The organism is Gordonia alkanivorans (assembly GCF_004011905.1).
GTDB classification, from domain to species: domain Bacteria; phylum Actinomycetota; class Actinomycetes; order Mycobacteriales; family Mycobacteriaceae; genus Gordonia; species Gordonia alkanivorans.
Genome location: NZ_CP027114.1, coordinates 4505769 through 4522008, shown reverse-complemented (window position 1 = coordinate 4522008; position 16240 = coordinate 4505769). Strand labels below are relative to the sequence as shown.

The following is a 16240-nucleotide window of genomic DNA, read 5'->3' as shown; positions in this document are numbered from 1 at the left end:
TTCCGCGACTAGATGTACTGACCCGACAGGTTGGGTACGCGGTCGGCGGGTGAGTTGCCTCGGAGTGCGGTGTGGCCGCGTTCGTGATTGTAGATGCGAAGGAACTCGGGGAAGGCCGCGACGCGTTCGGTTTCACTGAGGTAGGGACGGGCGTAGGCCCATTCCTCCTGCAGGGTCCGGTTGAATCGTTCGACCTTGCCGTTGGTTTGCGGCCGGTACGGTCTGGTCCACTTGTGCTTAATCCCGTTTTCGTCCAACAAGTCCCGGAATATTCGGGACCGGTAACACGACCCGTTGTCGGTCATCACTCGCGCGGTGGTGACACCGATCGAGGCGAAGTGCGCCAACGCCCGAGTCATGAACGCGGTCGCGGTTTCCTTCTTCTCATCAGCGAGGATCTCGGAGTAGGCGTAGCGGGAGTGGTCGTCGACGGCGTGATGCAGATACGCGTACCCCAGGTTGGGGCGGCCAGCAACTTTGCGGGTTCGTCCAGGCTCGCGGTGGGCACTGGAGTTGCGGGTGCCCTGGGCGCGGCCGTGTACGCGATGTCCACCGCCGTCGGGGATTCTGCCGAGCTTTTTGATGTCGACGTGGATCAAGTCTCCGGGCGCTTGGTGTTCGTACCGGCGAATCTCGCGTCTGCGGGCACGTACCGGCGCCCCGGTTGCCGGGTCGATCCACGACAGTCGTAGGCAGCCGTAGCGGGTGAGGATGCGGTGCACCGTGGAGACGTTCAACCCCAGGTGGTATCCGATCCGGGCTGGCCCCCAGCGGCGGGAGACGCGTAACCCGACGACCCGGCGTTCCCGGCGCCGGCTGGTGCGATGCGGACACGATCGGGGCCGGCTGGACCGATCACCCATTCCGGCCGGCCCGTGGTCGCGGTAGCGATCCGCCCATCGCTTGGCCGTGGTGACTGACACGTTGAACCGGTCAGCTGCGCGGCGCAGTGGCCACCGGTCGTCCACAACACACCGAGCCAGACGCAACCGGCCAGTCGGGGACAGCGGTGAATTACGGTGGGACATGAAGACCTCCGGGTTGAGGAGCGGTTCTTAGACAGCTCCACACCTCACTCGGAGGTCTTCCCTATGTCACGTCGACTCGCCGAACTCTGTACCTAACGTTCCGGGTCAGTACAACTGATATGTAGAGAAGTTTGTCAAGTTCGCAGGGCGAGGTACCGCCGGGAAGCTATCCCGGCGGTACCTCTGTGCTTCATGAGCGATCTGTGTGGTGAGCGTGTCGTATCACGACGCGCGGTCAGACTGATATTCGCGGATTGGGTACCGCAGGACGGGGTTTCGGCTGGATCGCGACCGCGTGTCTAGGGTCGAGCGTCAACCCGTGACCGGGTTTGCTCATAGTTGTATCGCGGGTCGATCCACGCGCTGTCACCACCGATCGGCTCATAAAGCAGGCCAATTGCTGTCAGCAGTCCATCACGGCCAACGACCAGCACCAGCCGGCCAACTCACGCGCGATGGCGACGTTGGCAATGACGGGGCGTTTCCGGCGGTCAAGGAAGTTCACCCACCGCTGATGGAGGCGACGGTTACCTTCATCGCCACGCACCCGAGCCGCTGCGGGAGCCTGTTCCCAGCGTTCCCGCATCACCGCACCGACGTGATAGCGCGCCCGATGGTGCCAGGCTGCTTCGACGAGCAATCGGCGGGCATGGGTGTTGCCGGTCTTGGTGATCGCCCCCTGCACCCGCGACATTCCTGAAGAATATTCGCTGGGAACCAACCCGACGAATGAGCCAATGCTGTTGCCGGTGAACCGATCCCAATCACCGATCTCCACGGTCAACGCGAACGCGGTCAGCGTGCTCACTCCACGCAGGCACGACATCCGCCGCACGATCGGGGTGAACTCACTATCACCGGCCATCGCTACGATCGCCACGTCCAAACGGTCACGTCGAGCTTTCATCGTCAATACGTGTTCGTAATCGGCATCGAAGGCCACCCGTGTGGCCGCCCCGGTCAACGCCGACGCTGCGACTGTTCGCAACCACCGGTCATGCGCGCCGGTCCAGGCCGTCCCACCGTCATAGACCAGGCCGTGACGCAGCAACAGCTTCGATAACCGATGACGTGCCCGCATCAAATCACCCCGACAGTCCTCGCGGGCCCTGACCAGATCACGCGCGGCTTCCTGGGCGACAGTCGGGATGCACACCGAAGTGGTCTCGCCAAGCCGCAGCAACCTCGCCAGGTGAATCGAGTCGCGCACATCGGTCTTGACCCGGTCACCGACCGGACGCTGCAGCTTGCTCGGCGCAACCACCTCGCAGCGGATCCCTGCCGCGGTCAGGTCCCGGTACAGCCCGAAGCCGGTCGGACCGGCTTCATAGGCCACCGCGACAGGGCCTGGCAACGTCGCCAGCCATGATCTGACGTGCTCAAACGACGGCGTCAGCCGCGCCTGATGAAGCTCACTTGTTTGGCCGTCAAGAGCAGCCGCGACGATCGATCGTGCGTGCACATCGAGTCCTACACTCGTACGCTCTGTAAACACCGGGGCCTCCCACAAATGTCGGATAGGCCGGGCAGGCGCCTCCTGCTCGGTAACCCACGAGTCTTTGTGCGTGAGGCTCCGGCCCGCAACCCCCCAACACACCATCGGGGAGTCACCCATACCGTCTAGACGTCGGGGCTCGAACCTTCCGAACTCGGGATCGGCTTCTCCTCGCGGAAGCGATCCTTGTGCTCGTAGGTCTCCCAGAAGGTCGCTCCGACGATGCCGAGCGCGATCGGGTCGAAGATCGGGTCCTTGCCCTGCTTCTTCTGGCGCTCGTAGTCGCGCAGTGCCTTGAACGCGGGTTGCTGCAGGACCAGTATGCCGAGGATGTTGAGCCACGCCATCAGGCCGACGCCGATGTCGCCGAGGGTCCACGCGTCCTTGGCCGTCGACACCGCGCCGTAGGCGACGGAGAACAGGATCAGGGCCTGCAGGAGCATCGTCAGGTTGGAGCCGACGGTGCTGCGCAGCGGGCGGATGTAGACGGTTGCGGCCTTGCCGAGCAGGAACCGCAGGTTGGTCTCCGCCATGTAGTAGTAGGCGATGATCGTGGTCAGGCAGAAGAAGGCCAGCGAGATCGCCACGAACGTCGACCCCGCGCCGCTCCACACGCTGTCGAAACCCACCTGAACGTAGGTCGGGCCGACGTCGACGACATCGGGGAGCAGTCCGCCGTCGGACAGGACCGCGCCGTCGGCGCTCTCACCCTCGAAGACCCGGTATGCCCCGGTCGAGATGATGAGGAAGCCGGTGGCCGAACAGACGAACAGCGTGTCGATGTACACGGCGAAGGCCTGGACGAACCCCTGCTTGGCAGGGTGGGAGACCTCGGCGGCGGCCGCGGCGTGCGGTCCGGTTCCCTGGCCGGCTTCGTTGGAGTAGATGCCGCGCTTGACGCCCCACATCACAGCCGCGCCGATGATCGAACCGAACGCCGCGTCGACGCCGAAGGCGCTCGCGAAGATCAGTCGCAGCACCTCGGGGATCTGCGAGGCGTTCGTGAAGACGACGACGAGGGCGAACAGGATGTAGAAGACCGCCATGAACGGCACGACGATCGACGCGAAGGTCGCGATGCGCTTGACGCCGCCGATGATGACGAAGGCGAGGATGATCACGATGCCGATGGCGGCGGCCCAGTCGGCGATGCCCCAGGCCTGGCTCATCGCGACAGCCATCGAGTTCGACTGGACGCTCGGCATGAGCAGGCCGCACGCCAGCACGGTGACCGCGGCGAACAGGAGTCCGTAGATCTTGAAGAACGGGGCCGCCTTGGTGTGAGCGAAGGCCTGGCTGAAGTAGTACGCGGGGCCGCCGCGGTACTCACCGGTGAGGCGGTCGCGGGTCTTGTAGATCTGGCCGAGCGTGCACTCCACGAAGGAGGTCGACGCGCCGAGGAAGGCCATCGCCCACATCCAGAACAGTGCGCCGGGGCCACCGAAGGCGATGGCGGTGGCGACGCCGGCGATGTTGCCGGTGCCGACGCGACCGGCCAGCGAGATCATCAGTGCCTGGAACGACGACACCCCGTCCGGCGAGCTCTCGCCGCGGATCATCACGCGGATCATCTCCGGGATCTGCCTGATCTGCATGAAGCGTGACCGGATGGAGAAGTACACGCCTGAGCCGAGGCACAGGTAGATCAGGGGATTGCTCCAGATCAGGCTGTTGAGGTCGTTGAGGAAGTCGGTCATCTCACTCCAGCGATAGGTCAGCAGCCCTGGTTGCTTCAGGCCATCGGAAGGTGACGGTAGTTTGGCAGGTGAACGACCGGGGTGTGGCCGCAGTGTGGAAAACACCTTGCCTGATGTCGCCCGAACTGTCCCATCGAGGGGGCATCGGCGTCGTCATCGGACCCGGCGTTAGCACTCGGAATGTGGGAGTGCCAAAATCGGTTACACTTGTCAGCGTTTACTGACTTTCGGAGGTTCAGGTGCCCACCTACTCGTATGCCTGCACGGAGTGCGACAACAAGTTCGACATCGTCCAGTCGTTCTCCGACGACTCGCTGACCGAATGCCCGCAGTGCACCGGTCGCCTGCGCAAGCTGTTCAACTCGGTCGGCATCGTGTTCAAGGGGAGCGGTTTCTACCGCACCGACTCGCGGTCGGGTTCGTCCTCTTCGGACACCGCGTCGTCGTCTTCGTCGTCGGACAGCTCGACGTCGAGCAGCTCCTCGTCCTCGTCGGATTCGTCCGCGAGCTCGAGCAGTACCACCAAGACCGACAGCAAGGCCGCCACACCCGCCTGACGGGTCGCGCACAACTTCACAGCAGAACCTGGGCAGGATCGTTTCCGGACGTGCCGCCCAGGTTCTGTCGTCTCAGGACCGGCCGGAGATCAGCCCAGTTCCTGGAATCCGCCGCCCGGGGTGAGCGCCCAGCCGACGGCGACGTCGTGGTCGCCGGCGGGCAGGGAGTCGACGAGTTCCTCGTCGTAGACGACGGCGACGAGGTCCGCGGACAGTCCCACGAGGGTGCGGTCGTAATACCCGGCGCCCCGGCCGAGGCGGACGCCGGTCTTGTCGACGGACAGGGCAGGGATCAGGACCACCGACGCCGCGCGGATCGCGGGAACACCGAGACGGTCGTGGGTGGGTTCGAGCAGGCCCCAGCGCCCCGGCGCGAGAGAGCCGGGACCGGTGTAGCGCGCCCAGTCGAGCGGGGCGGGTTCGCCGGCGGGGACCACCGGCAGCAGCACCGTCACGCCGCGATCGAGGAGCGCGTCGAGCATCGCCGTGGAACCCGGCTCGTCGCCGACCGGCACGTAGGCCGCGACGGTGACGTCGTACTCGAGCCGGAACGGGCAGGTGTGTATCCACTCGGCGAGGTTGTCGGCAGCCCGCTCGCGCGCGACCGCCGACATGCCCGACCGACGGTTCGCGGCTTCCTCTCGCCGCTGATCCTTCAGGGTTCGCACGACGCGACCGTCCTTCATGCCGTGGGTGGCTCGCCGACGCCCGAACTGTATCGGACCTCGACCCCGGTACGGGTGAGGTCTGGGTCACTGCTGTCCGTCCGGCCGCTCGGGGACACCTGTCTTAGGGTGGTTTCATGACTGCGTCCAAAGATGGCTTCAGTGAGTACGAATCCGTACCCAACACCCCGCCGATCCCGCGCACGGCGGTGGTCCCGGCAGCGGGTCTCGGGACGCGCTTCCTGCCCGCCACCAAGACGGTGCCCAAGGAGCTGCTGCCGGTGGTCGACACCCCCGGCATCGAGCTGGTCGCCGAGGAGGCCAAGTCGGCCGGCGCGGAGCGCCTGCTGATCGTCACCTCGCCCGGCAAGGACGGCGTCGTCGCGCACTTCGTGAAAGACCTCGTCCTCGAGAGCACCCTCGCCAAGCGCGGTAAAGAAGCGATGCTGGCCAAGGTCCGCAAGGCGCCCAACCTGCTCGAGGTCGCATCGGTCGTCCAGGAGAAGCCCCTGGGCCTCGGCCATGCCGTCGGCTGCGTCGAGGACCGCCTCGACGACGACGAGGACGCCATCGCAGTGCTGCTGCCCGACGACCTGGTCCTGCCCGGTGGCGTGCTGGAGGTCATGGCCCGGACGCGGCAGCGTCGTGGCGGTTCGGTCCTGTGCGCGATCGAGGTCCCCGAGGACCGCATCAGCGCCTACGGCGTCTTCGACGTCGAGCCGCTGCCCGACGCCAACAACCCCAACGTCATGAAGCTCAAGGGCATGGTCGAGAAGCCGGAGCCGCAGGACGCGCCGTCGAATCTCGCCGCGGCCGGACGCTACATCCTCGACCGCAAGATCTTCGACGCGCTGCGTCGGATCAAGCCGGGCGCGGGCGGCGAGCTCCAGCTCACCGACGCCATCGCGCTGCTCATCGAAGAGGGTGAGCCCGTGCACGTCGTCGTGCATCGCGGTACCCGCCACGACCTGGGTAACCCGGGTGGCTACCTCAAGGCCGCCGTCGACTTCGCGCTCGATCGGGACGATTACGGCCCTGATCTGCGTGAGTGGCTCGAGAAGAGGCTCGCCGACAGCTGATCGCCCGGGCTCCCGCGCGCCTCGGCCGTTCCGGCGCGCGGGACCGATACCGTTCGTCTGTGTTGTATCGAGCAGTGCGGGAAGTGCGGTGAGATGCGGTCGGTCGAAGATCATCTGACGCTCGTGACCGCCGCCGCGGTGGCGCCGCGGCCGGTGCGTGTCGCGATCTCCGAGGCGCAGGGTCTGATGTGCGCGGAGGAAGTGGTCACCGAACATCCGATGCCGGGTTTCGACCAGGCGGCCATCGACGGTTACGCGGTGCGTGCGGTCGACGTGGCCCTGGCCGGTGTTCTGGCGCCCGAGGATCTCGAGGATTTCGATCCGAACGGTGCCGAACTCGTCGACCTCGAGACGGGCGAGCCCATGATCGTGTCGCTGCCCGTGGTCGGGGAGGTGGGCCCGGGGTCGCGGACCCCGACCCGACTGCAACCGCGCCAGGCCGTCCGCGTCGAGACCGGTGCGCCGATGCCGACGCTCGCCGACGCGGTCGTGCCGTTGCGCTGGACCGACGGCGGCGATCAGAAGGTCAAGATCGGTCACGGCGTCGAGAGCGGCAACTACGTGCGCCGGGTCGGCGACGACGTGCAGCCCGGTGATGTCGCGGTCCGCGCCGGCGCGATCATCGGTCCCGCCCAGGTGGGTCTGCTCGCCGCCGTCGGACAGTCGCGCGTGATGGTGCATCCCCGACCGCGTCTCTCGGTGATCTCGGTCGGCAGCGAACTCGTCGACATCGACCGCACTCCCGGACCGGGACAGATCTACGACGTCAACAGCTATGCCCTCGCGGCCGCCGCGCGCGACGCCGGCGCCGACGTCAACCGGGTCGGCATCGCCGAACGCGACGCCTCCCGGATGCGTGAGGTGGTCGAGGCGCAGCTCATCCGGTCCGAGATCGTGGTGATCTGCGGCGCGGTCGGCGGCAGTGCGTCGAAGGCCATCGCCGACGCCCTCGCCGACCTCGGTGAACTCGAGATCGTCCGCGTGGCCATGCACCCCGGATCGGTACAGGGTTTCGGCCGGCTCGGTCGCGACGAGGTGCCGACCTTCCTGCTGCCTGCGAACCCCGTGAGCGCGCTGGTCACCTTCGAGGTGATGGTGCGCCCGCTGATCCGCATCGCACTCGGCAAGCGGCAGCCGATGCGTCGGATCATCAAGGCCCGCACCATCGGGCCGATCGCCTCGGTGCGCGGTCGCAAGGGATACCTCCGCGGACAGCTCATGCGCGACGAACGGACCGGGGACTACCTCGTCCAGGTGCTCGGCGCGTCGCCGACCGGCTCGTCGCACCTGCTGGCCGAACTCGCCGAGGCGAACTGTCTCATCATGGTCGACCCCGAGGTCGAGGAGATGAGCACCGGCGACGAGGTCGAGGTCGCGTTCCTCGCCCAGCGCGGCTGACCGCATCCGGGGCGTGATTGCGCTTAAACTGACTCATCGTGTTCAGGTGGTTGAGCGGCAGTGCGGGCAGCCCGGGTTGGCCGGCGACCCTCGGACCGCTGCGCACCAAGGCCGGGACGGTCACGTTGCGCCCGGTGAAGGTCCGCGACGGCAAGAACTGGAGCGAACTGCGCATCCGTAACCAGAACTCGCTGTTGCCCTGGGAACCCACCGGCGTCGGGAGCTGGGCGGACCGCCATCAGCCCGCGTCGTGGCCGCCCCTGTTCGCGGTGCTGAAGTCGGAGGCCAAGCGCGGCGCCATCCTGCCGTTCGTGATCGAGCTCGACGATCAGTACGTGGGGCAGCTGACGGTCGGCAACATCCAGCGCGGAGCCGTCCGCAGTGCGTGGATCGGTTACTGGGTCGACAACGCGCACGCCGGCCAGGGCATCGCGACGGCGGCCGTCGCACTCGGCGTGGACCACTGCTTCGGTCCGGTCGGGCTGCACCGGCTCGACGCGACGGTGCAGCCGGCCAACGAGGCGTCCCAAAAGGTGTTGAAGAACATCGGTTTTCGACAGGAAGGCCTGTTGGTCCGGTATATGGACGTCAACAAGCGCTGGCGCGACCACATGTTGTTCGCGTTGACGGCCGAGGAGGTCGTCGGGTCCGCGGCCGAGGCGCTGGTCCGTTCGGGTCGGGCGTCCTTTTCATAACTAAGCTCGCGGCATGACTGATCTCGAAATCGTGGTTCGCGGTAACGCACGCGGTCGGTACGCCCCGGAACGCGGCGTGATCGACCTCGCCGTCCATCTCGAAGGTCCCGTGAAAGCGACCGTGTACGAGGCTGCGGTGGCACTGCATTCGCGGATCACCGGCGCTCTGGGCGAGCTCGAGTCGGCCGGTGCGGTGAACCGGTGGACCGCCGAATCGGTACGGGTGTACTCGTCCCGGGCCTACTCGCAGGACGGTGAGCCGCGGGACCCGATGTACAACACCCGCATTCGTCTCGACGCCGAGTTCGTGGACTTCGAGAAGCTGTCGGAGTTCATCGACACCTGGTCCGGCGAGGAGGGGGTGGCGGTCGACCATGTCCGCTGGCGTCGCGGTGGACGCGCGTTTCCGCGCCGAGTGAAGCTACGGTTTCGTGCCGAGTGAGGTGAGAGCGGCATGTGAATCCGCACCGACATGGTCGCGCTCCGGCGCGTCTGCGCGGAACTGGGACTTTCGGGCCCTAGATTGTGGAGTGGCCTCGTGTGACCAGAGTGAATGAAGGGAGAGTCGCATGCCCAACTCCGTACTGTGGGTTTGTCTCGTCGCGGTCTGGCTCTTCGTGCTGGTCCCGATGGTGATCAAGGGTCGTCCCCAGATCCTCAAATCGACCGAGGCCGCGAAGAAGACGCGACTGCTCCACCGCGGTGGTTCGCGCGCCACGGCACCGTCGACCGCGCGACGCCGCTCGTCGGCTCGCCACCCGCACGACCCGTCCTGGAAGTCCTCTCGCACCGCGACCGCGACCGCCGTCGTCGACGAGGTCGAGGACGACACCGAGACCGAAACCGAGGACGCCGACGTCACCACCAAGGTTCAGCGCGTCGCGGACGTCGAGGCGGAGAAGCCGACGGTCGAGGCCACGGACGATACCGAGGACGTCGCTGATGACGAGGCCGACGATGTCACCGACGATGTCGAGGACGACGAAACCGCCGAAGCCGACGACGATCTGACCGACGAGGCTGAGGATCTCGAGGTCGAGGACTCCGAAGAAGCTGAGTACGAGGACGATTCGGACGTCGCCGAGTACGACGACGGTGCCGAGTACGAAGACGCCGAGCACGAAGACGCCGAGTACGAGGACGCCGAGTACGAGGACTCGGAGACCGACGAGTACGAGGACGCGACCGACGATCTCGACGAAGACGAATACGACGACTACGCCCGCGCGTCCCGGCACACCGAGGCCGAGCCGGAAGCGGTCGTCGACGAGGTGGAAGACGATCGTCCGGCTGCGCGCAAGCCGCAGCCCGAGCGGGGTCGACGCAACGTCTACTCCTCGGAGAAGGAACGCGAACTGAAGTACCGCGAGCGCCAGCGGGTCACGCTGGGTCTGTTCGCACTCCTGATCCTGGCGCTGGTGTCCGGCTTCCTGATCGGGACCACCGGTTGGGTCGCGACGGGTCTCGTCGGCCTGATGCTGGTCGGCTACCTCGCGTATCTGCGTCGGGCCGTGAAGGTGGAGCAACAGATCCGGGCTCAGCGACTCGCCCGTGCCAAGCGTGCGCAGCGCGCCGAAGAGGAGCGTCGTCGACGCGCCGCCGCGGTACCCGAGTTCGCCGCCGCACCGCCGCCTCCGCGCCTCCGACGCCCCGGTGGCGCAGTGGTTCTCGAGATCGACGACGAGGACCCCGTGTTCGAACACCTGCCGCCGTTCCAGCGTCGTCGCATGGACCGCGAGGATCTGGAGTTCCGCCGGGTCGGCTGACCTGCAGAAGACCCGAACAGCAGCAAACTCGATCAGCAGTAGGTTTCGCTCAGCGAAACCTACTGCTGACTCGTTTCAGCGACCTTTGGTCAGCGACGCTTTCCCGTGCGAATCCAGCCACGCCTGACCGCGTTTGGCGGCCGTGGAGAGGGCGAACCGTTCACCGAGATAGGTCGCCGGCGCGCCGACCACCGGGATGTACCCGAGCATGCGGAACAGGATCATCGGCTGGGGGCGCTTCTCGAACTCGTCGTCGACGGCCCGCAGCAGCTTCGCGGCGTCCCAGATCCCGCGGAACAGCGACTTCTTGCGTTCCTCGGGTTCGGTGGGCAGGGGAGCACCGGACTCCGAGGACAGATCGGGTGTCGAGATGTCCCGCCCGCACAGCACGGACGCGAGCAGCGCGACCTGACGGCCGCGGTCGGTCACCTCGTACTCGCGGGCGATCGCGACGAGCACCATCGCCTGGTTGGCGAACCCCAGGTAGGGCGTGATCGGGAGGCGCTTCGCCCAGATGCCGAAGACGCCGGGGAAGGCGACCGCACCGGTGTTGAGCGTCCCGATGCGGGTCACCCACCAGCTGGCGCGCTTCTGCATCGACCGCTCGCTCCAACCCTTGGTGCCGGGCCAGTCGGCGACGTCGAGGAGCTTCGCCGCCGCGTGTTGAGCCTGCTCGATGCGGGAATCGGGGTGGTCGTGGTCGTGGAACGTGTGGCCCTTGAGGCCGAGCGGGTCGCGTTCGGCGAGCACGTCGAGAACGGGGTTGATCACCCCCACGACGTTGCTGAGAACACCGGTCAACTGCTGATCAGACATCCGAGGCACCGGCCCAGCCTAGCCATGAGTCCAGGCGTTTGGGATCCACCGCGGTGGGGCTGCTAAAGTGGCTCCCGGTTGGTCGCACGACGACCCTCCGGGGCTATGGCGCAGTTGGTAGCGCGACTCGTTCGCATCGAGTAGGTCAGGGGTTCGATTCCCCTTAGCTCCACCACTCTCACGCCGGTCATGCCGAGCCGCCGGGCGCGCCGTCGCGCTGCCGGGGTAACCTTCTCAGTATCCGGATCGAACATCCGACAGATCTCTGTCGGCCTGTCCGGTGTCAGACCGTAGACAGTCCACTCTCCGTCTGGTGAACACGTCAGGTGGGAATGTGACCTCCGAGTCCCTCAGCATCGTTGTCGTCGTCGAGGCGGTGCGACGATGAGCGTCCCTCCGCTTCTGGGACCGCCCCGGGTGCGGTTCGGTATAGATCCGTCGGCGCCGATCGGCGGCGCGTGGTACCCGTACACGGTCCAGCTCGCCGACGAGCTGCCCGGCGTGCTCGCCGCGGCTCGACCACAGATCGGCGACGTCACCGGGATGGACGTCAACTGGAGTAGCTTCCGCCGCATCCCCGGGTTGGATTCGCCGGACTCTCCCATGACGCCCCCGCTGATGACACTGACCGCAGGCGGGGTCGTCGTGACGCTTCTGGTCATCCCACCGCGGACCGCATCGTCGCTGGCCGCGATCCTGCTGCGTCAGGCAAGCAACACCGTGTCCCCGGACAGTCAGCTGCATTCGCTGGAATTTCGTCGTGCGGAACGGATTCTGGAACTCGCGCGCCGGTCGCTCTCCACGTCCTGACGCCCGACGTCTGCACCCGGGCGTCCCGATGACCGGGACCCGTTCGCGCCGGACGCTGCGACCACGATTTACCGTGCGGTGGTGAAGATCCGATCCAGCGGGTATGCCCACCTGCTCGCGCCCGGCGCCATCGGCCCGATGGCGGTACCCAATCGCGTTGTCCTGCCTGCGATGGACATGAACCTGTGCGTCGACGGCGAGATCGAAGAGGGTGATGTCGCCCATTTCGCGGCTCGCGCCGCTGGTGGTACGGGCCTGATCATCACCGGTTGCTGTGCGGTGGCCTATCCGGTCGGGTGCGCCAGCACCAAGGAACCAGGACTGTCCGAGGACCGTTTCATCCCGGGTCTCGCGGCCCTGGCCGACGCGGTGCATGCAGAAGGCAGCAAGCTGTGCGTCCAGATACCCACCACGGCCGGGTGGCGCGGATCGACACGATCGACGACCGTCCGCTCCTCGTTGCCTCGACACCGGCCGGTTCCCGTGACCTGTCCGCCCTGGCGGACAACACTCCAGCCGAACTCCAGAAGATGGCCGCCGTGTCCGGCGGAAAGTCGGCCACCTACCACGAGGCCACGCAAGACGACATCGACTGGCTCGTAAGGTGTTTCACCGATGCCGCCGGCCGGGTGCAGGCCGCGGGCGGCGATGCGGTGGAGATCCACTGCGCGCACGGCTATGTGCTCGGCGGCTTCCTGAGTCGCGCCGACAACCAGCGGACCGACGGTTACGGCGGATCGCTGGAGAACCGGGCCCGATTGGCCTGCGAGGTCATCGCCGCGGTCAAGGAGCGGGTCGGCGACTCGCTGGCGGTCATCGTCCGCGTCGCCGGTCGCGAGTTCGGCGAGGAGGGCGGCCTGACCCCCGAGGAGGCGGTCGGCGCGGCGAAGCTGTTCCAGGCCGCCGGTGCCGACGCCATCCATGTCACCGGCTGGGGCCGGAACCCGTTCTCCAACTTCACCGACGGCCCACTGCCGGACACGGTCGGGGCTTATGTCGAGCTCGCCGCGGACGTGAAGAAGGCGGTGTCCATCCCGGTCATCACGGTCGGCCGGATGCTTCCCGAGGTCGGCGAGGCCGCCATCGCCGAGGGAAAGACCGACTTCGTCGCGATGGGTCGGCAACTGCTCGCCGACCCCGACCTGGTGTCGAAGCTGCGTGCCGGACGGCCGGAGCGGATTCGCCCGTGCATCAACTGCTATGTCTGTGTGCAGGAGAACTTCTGGGACGGCACCCCGGTCTGTGCGGTCAATCCGGCGCTCGGTGACGAGACCGTCCTCCCGCTGGTCCGCACCGCGAGCCCGAAGCATGTCGTGGTCGTCGGTGCGGGTCCCGGCGGACTCGAAGCCGCGCGGGTGGCCGCCGAACGCGGTCACCGGGTGACCCTGCTGGACAAGGGCGATCGTCTGGGCGGCACGCTGTGGTTCTCGAGCCTGACCACCCCGGACAATCATCGGCTGCTGCGGTGGCTGAAGAACGAGGTCGAGCGACTCGATGTGGACATCCGATTGAGGACCGAGGCCACGAAGGAGTCGGTCGGGTCCCTCGCCCCCGACGTCGTGATCGTGGCCACCGGTGCGGTGCGCGACCGGCCGGACGTGCCCGGTGGACATCTGCCCCATGTGCACACCGGCGATTCGCTGCGCGCGGTGATGACCGGGAGCGGGGACCTCTCGCAGGTGTCGTGGTTCCTCCGGATGGCCGGCCGACTGGGCCGATTGTCCGGCATCACCAGGAGTCCGAAGGCCATCCGGACCGTGACCCGCGCGTTCCTGCCGATGGGGAAGGACGTGGTGGTGATCGGTGGTTCCCTTGTCGGACTGGAACTCTCGGAGTTCCTGGCCGAGCGGGGACGAAACGTGACCCTGGTGGAAGCCGGACAGCAACTGGGCGTGCCGATGGCCCTTCCGCGCCGATGGACCGCCGGCGATGGTCGCACCCGCGTCGCGCAGATCGTTCAGGGTCCGCGTCACCGTGTCGGGCGCACCGAGCGGATCGAGGGCCCGGGGCGAGGACAGGACCACGTCGAACGACGGTGGAATCGGGGCGTCCGCCAGCATCGTGCGCAGCTGGTCCGAACCGAGACCGAACGGGGCCCAGCCGTCACCGTGCGCGCAGGCCCGGCGCAGCGACCGCCTGGTGCGGCCGCCGACCCAGATCGGCACATGATCCTGCACGGCGTGCGGCTCCACCACCAGGTCCGCATAGTCGTAGAAGCGCCCGTGGTACTCCGGCCGGGCCGTCGACAACGATGCGCGCAGGGCCGCGATCGCGTCGTCGGCGCGGGCGCCGCGATCGTCGAACGGTGCCCCGATGAGGTCGAACTCCTCCTTGAGCGTGCCCACGCCCACGCCCAGCACCAGACGGCCGCGGCTGACCCGATCGAGGGTTCCGTATCGCTTCGCGATCTCCAGCGGGTGGTGGTAGCCCAGCACGAGAACGTTCGTGACCAGGTGCAGCCGGTTGGTGGCGGCCGCAAGGTATCCGAACGTGGCCAACGGATCCCAGTAGGTTCCGCCCCGGACCTCGGCCACCTCGACGGGTACCGCGATGTGTTCGCTGCACGTGATGTGGTTGAAGCCCAGGTCGTCCGCGCGTCGCGCGATCCGGGCGACGTCGTCGATGGTCGCCGCCTGTTCCCAGTCCGAGCGGGTGCTCGGGTGCTGGACCAGGACCGGACTCGTGATCCCTAGGCGCATGACCGCACGGCCTCCCGTCGACCTCTCATTGTGCGACGTGACCTCTCATCGTGTGACGGTATGGACGTCCTCGGCCGACCAGTGGGCACGGAGACCGGTGATCAGGCCGTGGTCGTCGAAGGTGATGACATCGATCGGTTCGATGGTGATCACCTGGTCCTCGGTCGTGGTGACCACCCGGAAATGGAAGGCGGCGGAGTTGCCGGCCATGCGCATGGTCAGCAACTCCGCGGAGTTCTCGGCGGCGGTCACCCGCGAGTAGAACGACGTGAGTGCGTCACGTCCCTGCAGAACCTGCCCGCCGACCGGATCCTCGACCACGGCGTCCGCGGCGAAGAGGCCCGCGATGTCCTCACCGGTGCCGGCGCCGAGGAACGACAGATACCGGGATACCACGTCGGCCATGGCGGCAGGGTCCAACTGAGCTTTCTGTGTTCGCGTCACCGTCCTACGCCATCAGAGATCGGCGCGTCCCGGCCAGTCGGTTCCCGTTGATCGGGAGTCCGGCAACCGGTCTGGGTAAACGCCCGACCGGGTCGGCAGGTGTTTGTTAGGTTCTGTGCGATGAGGTCCTCGAAGCTGCTGTTGGGGCTGGTCGTGGCGGCATTGGCCGGGGTGCTGGTCGCCACCGCCGCGCCCGCGCGGGCAGACACATTGCCGGTCACCTACAACTTTCTCTCCGGAATCCCCGGGGAACTGACCAACCCGGGCGGTTCGCTGCCCGGGGCCAACGACTGGAACTGCAAGCCGTCCGCCCGTCATCCCAACCCGGTGATCCTCGTGCACGGGACCGGAGGATCGCAGCAGACCAATTGGGGAACCTACGTCCCGCTGCTGAAGAACGAGGGATATTGCGTCTTCACGACGACATACGGTGCGATCAAGGGTGCCCCGTGGCCGATCAGCGCGATCGGAGGAATGGGTCTCATGTCCGAGAGCGCGCGCGAGCTGGGCGATTTCGTCTCGAAGGTGCGTCGCACGACCGGCGCGTCGAAGGTCGACATCATCGGGCATTCGCAGGGGACCGTGGTCCCGGCCTACTACGTCAAGTACCTCGGCGGTGAGGACAGCGTCGACAAGTATGTCGCATTGGCCCCGGTGTGGCGTGGGACGACCGTCGCCGCCGCCGATGCCATCGGCCCGTTCGTCCGCGGGCTCGGCGTGCGACCCGAGCAAGTTCCGTTGTGCCAGGCGTGTTTCGACCTCGATCCCGGCGCTGCGTTCCTCCGCAAGGTCGCCGACGGCGGCTACTACGAGCCGGGCATCGAGTACACCAACATCGCCACCCGCTACGACGAACTGGTGGTCCCGTACTGGTACGGCCTCCCGCCGGGCGGGAAGAACGTCCGCAACATCGTTGTGCAGGAAGGTTGTTCGGTCGACTACACCGAACACGCGGGGATGGCGGGCTCGCGTCGCACGGCGTACCTCGTGCTGAACGCGCTCGATCCCGAACATCCACGACGCGTGCCCTGTGACCGCGCTGCGCCGTTCACCGGCAGCCCGTTCTGAGCGTCGTGCACAGAGTTCTGCGC

Annotated in this window: 14 protein-coding genes, 1 tRNA gene and 2 pseudogenes; 10 read left to right on the top strand and 7 right to left on the bottom strand. The window is 67.0% G+C overall.

What is annotated here, in order from left to right:
* Window positions 1–8: 8 nt before the first annotated feature.
* The 3 genes from C5O27_RS20555 to C5O27_RS20545 form a co-directional block, all read right to left on the bottom strand.
* A complete protein-coding gene (locus tag C5O27_RS20555) occupies window positions 9–1028 on the bottom strand; it encodes an IS481 family transposase (RefSeq protein WP_127963520.1) in 1020 nt (339 codons plus the stop codon).
* Window positions 1029–1431: 403 nt separating this feature from the next.
* Window positions 1432–2523: an IS110 family RNA-guided transposase gene (locus tag C5O27_RS20550; protein WP_044505579.1), complete on the bottom strand. Its 1092-nt coding sequence runs from the start codon at window positions 2521–2523 to the stop codon at window positions 1432–1434.
* 125 nt (window positions 2524–2648) lie between these two features.
* The gene (locus C5O27_RS20545) at window positions 2649–4220 is read right to left on the bottom strand and encodes an alanine/glycine:cation symporter family protein (RefSeq protein WP_042378636.1); all 1572 of its coding nucleotides are present in this window, start codon (window positions 4218–4220) and stop codon (window positions 2649–2651) included.
* A 239-nt stretch (window positions 4221–4459) separates the two neighbouring features.
* Here C5O27_RS20545 and C5O27_RS20540 point away from each other — a divergent pair, with 239 nt between their 5' ends.
* Window positions 4460–4777, top strand: coding sequence for an FmdB family zinc ribbon protein (locus C5O27_RS20540; RefSeq protein WP_127963519.1), 318 nt, complete (start codon window positions 4460–4462; stop codon window positions 4775–4777).
* 89 nt (window positions 4778–4866) lie between these two features.
* On the opposite strand, the gene C5O27_RS20535 is transcribed toward C5O27_RS20540, so the two are convergent.
* The gene (locus C5O27_RS20535) at window positions 4867–5445 is read right to left on the bottom strand and encodes a 5-formyltetrahydrofolate cyclo-ligase (RefSeq protein WP_187346473.1); all 579 of its coding nucleotides are present in this window, start codon (window positions 5443–5445) and stop codon (window positions 4867–4869) included.
* A gap of 134 nt (window positions 5446–5579) precedes the next feature.
* Here C5O27_RS20535 and C5O27_RS20530 point away from each other — a divergent pair, with 134 nt between their 5' ends.
* The 5 genes from C5O27_RS20530 (at window position 5580) to sepX (ending at window position 10380) form a co-directional block, all read left to right on the top strand.
* Window positions 5580–6521, top strand: a complete 942-nt coding sequence (locus C5O27_RS20530; protein ID WP_042378629.1) for a UTP--glucose-1-phosphate uridylyltransferase — start codon at window positions 5580–5582, stop codon at window positions 6519–6521.
* A gap of 93 nt (window positions 6522–6614) precedes the next feature.
* Complete coding sequence (gene glp, locus C5O27_RS20525) at window positions 6615–7919, top strand: molybdotransferase-like divisome protein Glp (RefSeq protein WP_006357820.1); 1305 nt, start codon at window positions 6615–6617, stop codon at window positions 7917–7919.
* A gap of 38 nt (window positions 7920–7957) precedes the next feature.
* Window positions 7958–8614 (top strand): GNAT family N-acetyltransferase, encoded by a 657-nt coding sequence (locus tag C5O27_RS20520; RefSeq protein WP_040004022.1) that lies wholly within the window; start codon window positions 7958–7960, stop codon window positions 8612–8614.
* Window positions 8615–8627: 13 nt separating this feature from the next.
* Complete coding sequence (locus C5O27_RS20515; protein ID WP_419773235.1) at window positions 8628–9056, top strand: SIMPL domain-containing protein; 429 nt, start codon at window positions 8628–8630, stop codon at window positions 9054–9056.
* A 127-nt stretch (window positions 9057–9183) separates the two neighbouring features.
* Window positions 9184–10380 carry a divisome protein SepX/GlpR gene (gene sepX / locus C5O27_RS20510; RefSeq protein ID WP_127963518.1) on the top strand — a complete coding sequence of 399 codons (1197 nt, stop codon included), beginning with the start codon at window positions 9184–9186 and terminating at the stop codon, window positions 10378–10380.
* A gap of 75 nt (window positions 10381–10455) precedes the next feature.
* On the opposite strand, the gene C5O27_RS20505 is transcribed toward sepX, so the two are convergent.
* Window positions 10456–11205 (bottom strand): hypothetical protein, encoded by a 750-nt coding sequence (locus C5O27_RS20505; RefSeq protein WP_081790174.1) that lies wholly within the window; start codon window positions 11203–11205, stop codon window positions 10456–10458.
* Window positions 11206–11295: 90 nt separating this feature from the next.
* Here C5O27_RS20505 and C5O27_RS20500 point away from each other — a divergent pair.
* The 3 genes and pseudogenes from C5O27_RS20500 to C5O27_RS20490 all read left to right on the top strand — a co-directional run.
* A tRNA-Ala gene (locus C5O27_RS20500) sits at window positions 11296–11371 on the top strand.
* A gap of 209 nt (window positions 11372–11580) precedes the next feature.
* The gene (locus C5O27_RS20495; protein WP_035755660.1) at window positions 11581–12006 is read left to right on the top strand and encodes a DUF5994 family protein; all 426 of its coding nucleotides are present in this window, start codon (window positions 11581–11583) and stop codon (window positions 12004–12006) included.
* Between the two features lie 81 nt (window positions 12007–12087).
* Window positions 12088–13931: pseudogene (locus C5O27_RS20490) on the top strand (oxidoreductase); the annotation flags it as partial.
* Here the strand turns inward: C5O27_RS20490 and C5O27_RS20485 are convergent.
* Together C5O27_RS20485 and C5O27_RS20480 are read right to left on the bottom strand one after the other, a co-directional pair.
* Window positions 13899–14705: pseudogene (locus tag C5O27_RS20485) on the bottom strand (LLM class F420-dependent oxidoreductase); the annotation flags it as partial. The pseudogenes C5O27_RS20490 and C5O27_RS20485 sit on opposite strands and share 33 nt — an antisense overlap.
* 45 nt (window positions 14706–14750) lie before the next feature.
* Window positions 14751–15110, bottom strand: coding sequence for a nuclear transport factor 2 family protein (locus C5O27_RS20480; protein ID WP_127963517.1), 360 nt, complete (start codon window positions 15108–15110; stop codon window positions 14751–14753).
* Window positions 15111–15269: 159 nt separating this feature from the next.
* On the opposite strand from C5O27_RS20480, the gene C5O27_RS20475 reads away from it, so the two are divergent.
* The gene (locus tag C5O27_RS20475; RefSeq protein WP_127963516.1) at window positions 15270–16217 is read left to right on the top strand and encodes an esterase/lipase family protein; all 948 of its coding nucleotides are present in this window, start codon (window positions 15270–15272) and stop codon (window positions 16215–16217) included.
* Window positions 16218–16240 lie beyond the last annotated feature (23 nt).

What these genes read in the sequence shown, in the direction of transcription:
- C5O27_RS20530 (WP_042378629.1), top strand. Translation starts at nt 5,580, where the DNA reads ATGACTGCGTCCAAAGATGGCTTCAGTGAGTACGAATCCGTACCCAAC.
- C5O27_RS20475 (WP_127963516.1), top strand. Translation starts at nt 15,270, where the DNA reads ATGAGGTCCTCGAAGCTGCTGTTGGGGCTGGTCGTGGCGGCATTGGCC.
- C5O27_RS20515 (WP_419773235.1), top strand. Translation starts at nt 8,628, where the DNA reads ATGACTGATCTCGAAATCGTGGTTCGCGGTAACGCACGCGGTCGGTAC.
- C5O27_RS20545 (WP_042378636.1), bottom strand. Translation starts at nt 4,220, where the DNA reads ATGACCGACTTCCTCAACGACCTCAACAGCCTGATCTGGAGCAATCCC.
- glp (WP_006357820.1), top strand. Translation starts at nt 6,615, where the DNA reads ATGCGGTCGGTCGAAGATCATCTGACGCTCGTGACCGCCGCCGCGGTG.
- C5O27_RS20495 (WP_035755660.1), top strand. Translation starts at nt 11,581, where the DNA reads ATGAGCGTCCCTCCGCTTCTGGGACCGCCCCGGGTGCGGTTCGGTATA.
- sepX (WP_127963518.1), top strand. Translation starts at nt 9,184, where the DNA reads ATGCCCAACTCCGTACTGTGGGTTTGTCTCGTCGCGGTCTGGCTCTTC.
- C5O27_RS20555 (WP_127963520.1), bottom strand. Translation starts at nt 1,028, where the DNA reads ATGTCCCACCGTAATTCACCGCTGTCCCCGACTGGCCGGTTGCGTCTG.
- C5O27_RS20480 (WP_127963517.1), bottom strand. Translation starts at nt 15,110, where the DNA reads ATGGCCGACGTGGTATCCCGGTATCTGTCGTTCCTCGGCGCCGGCACC.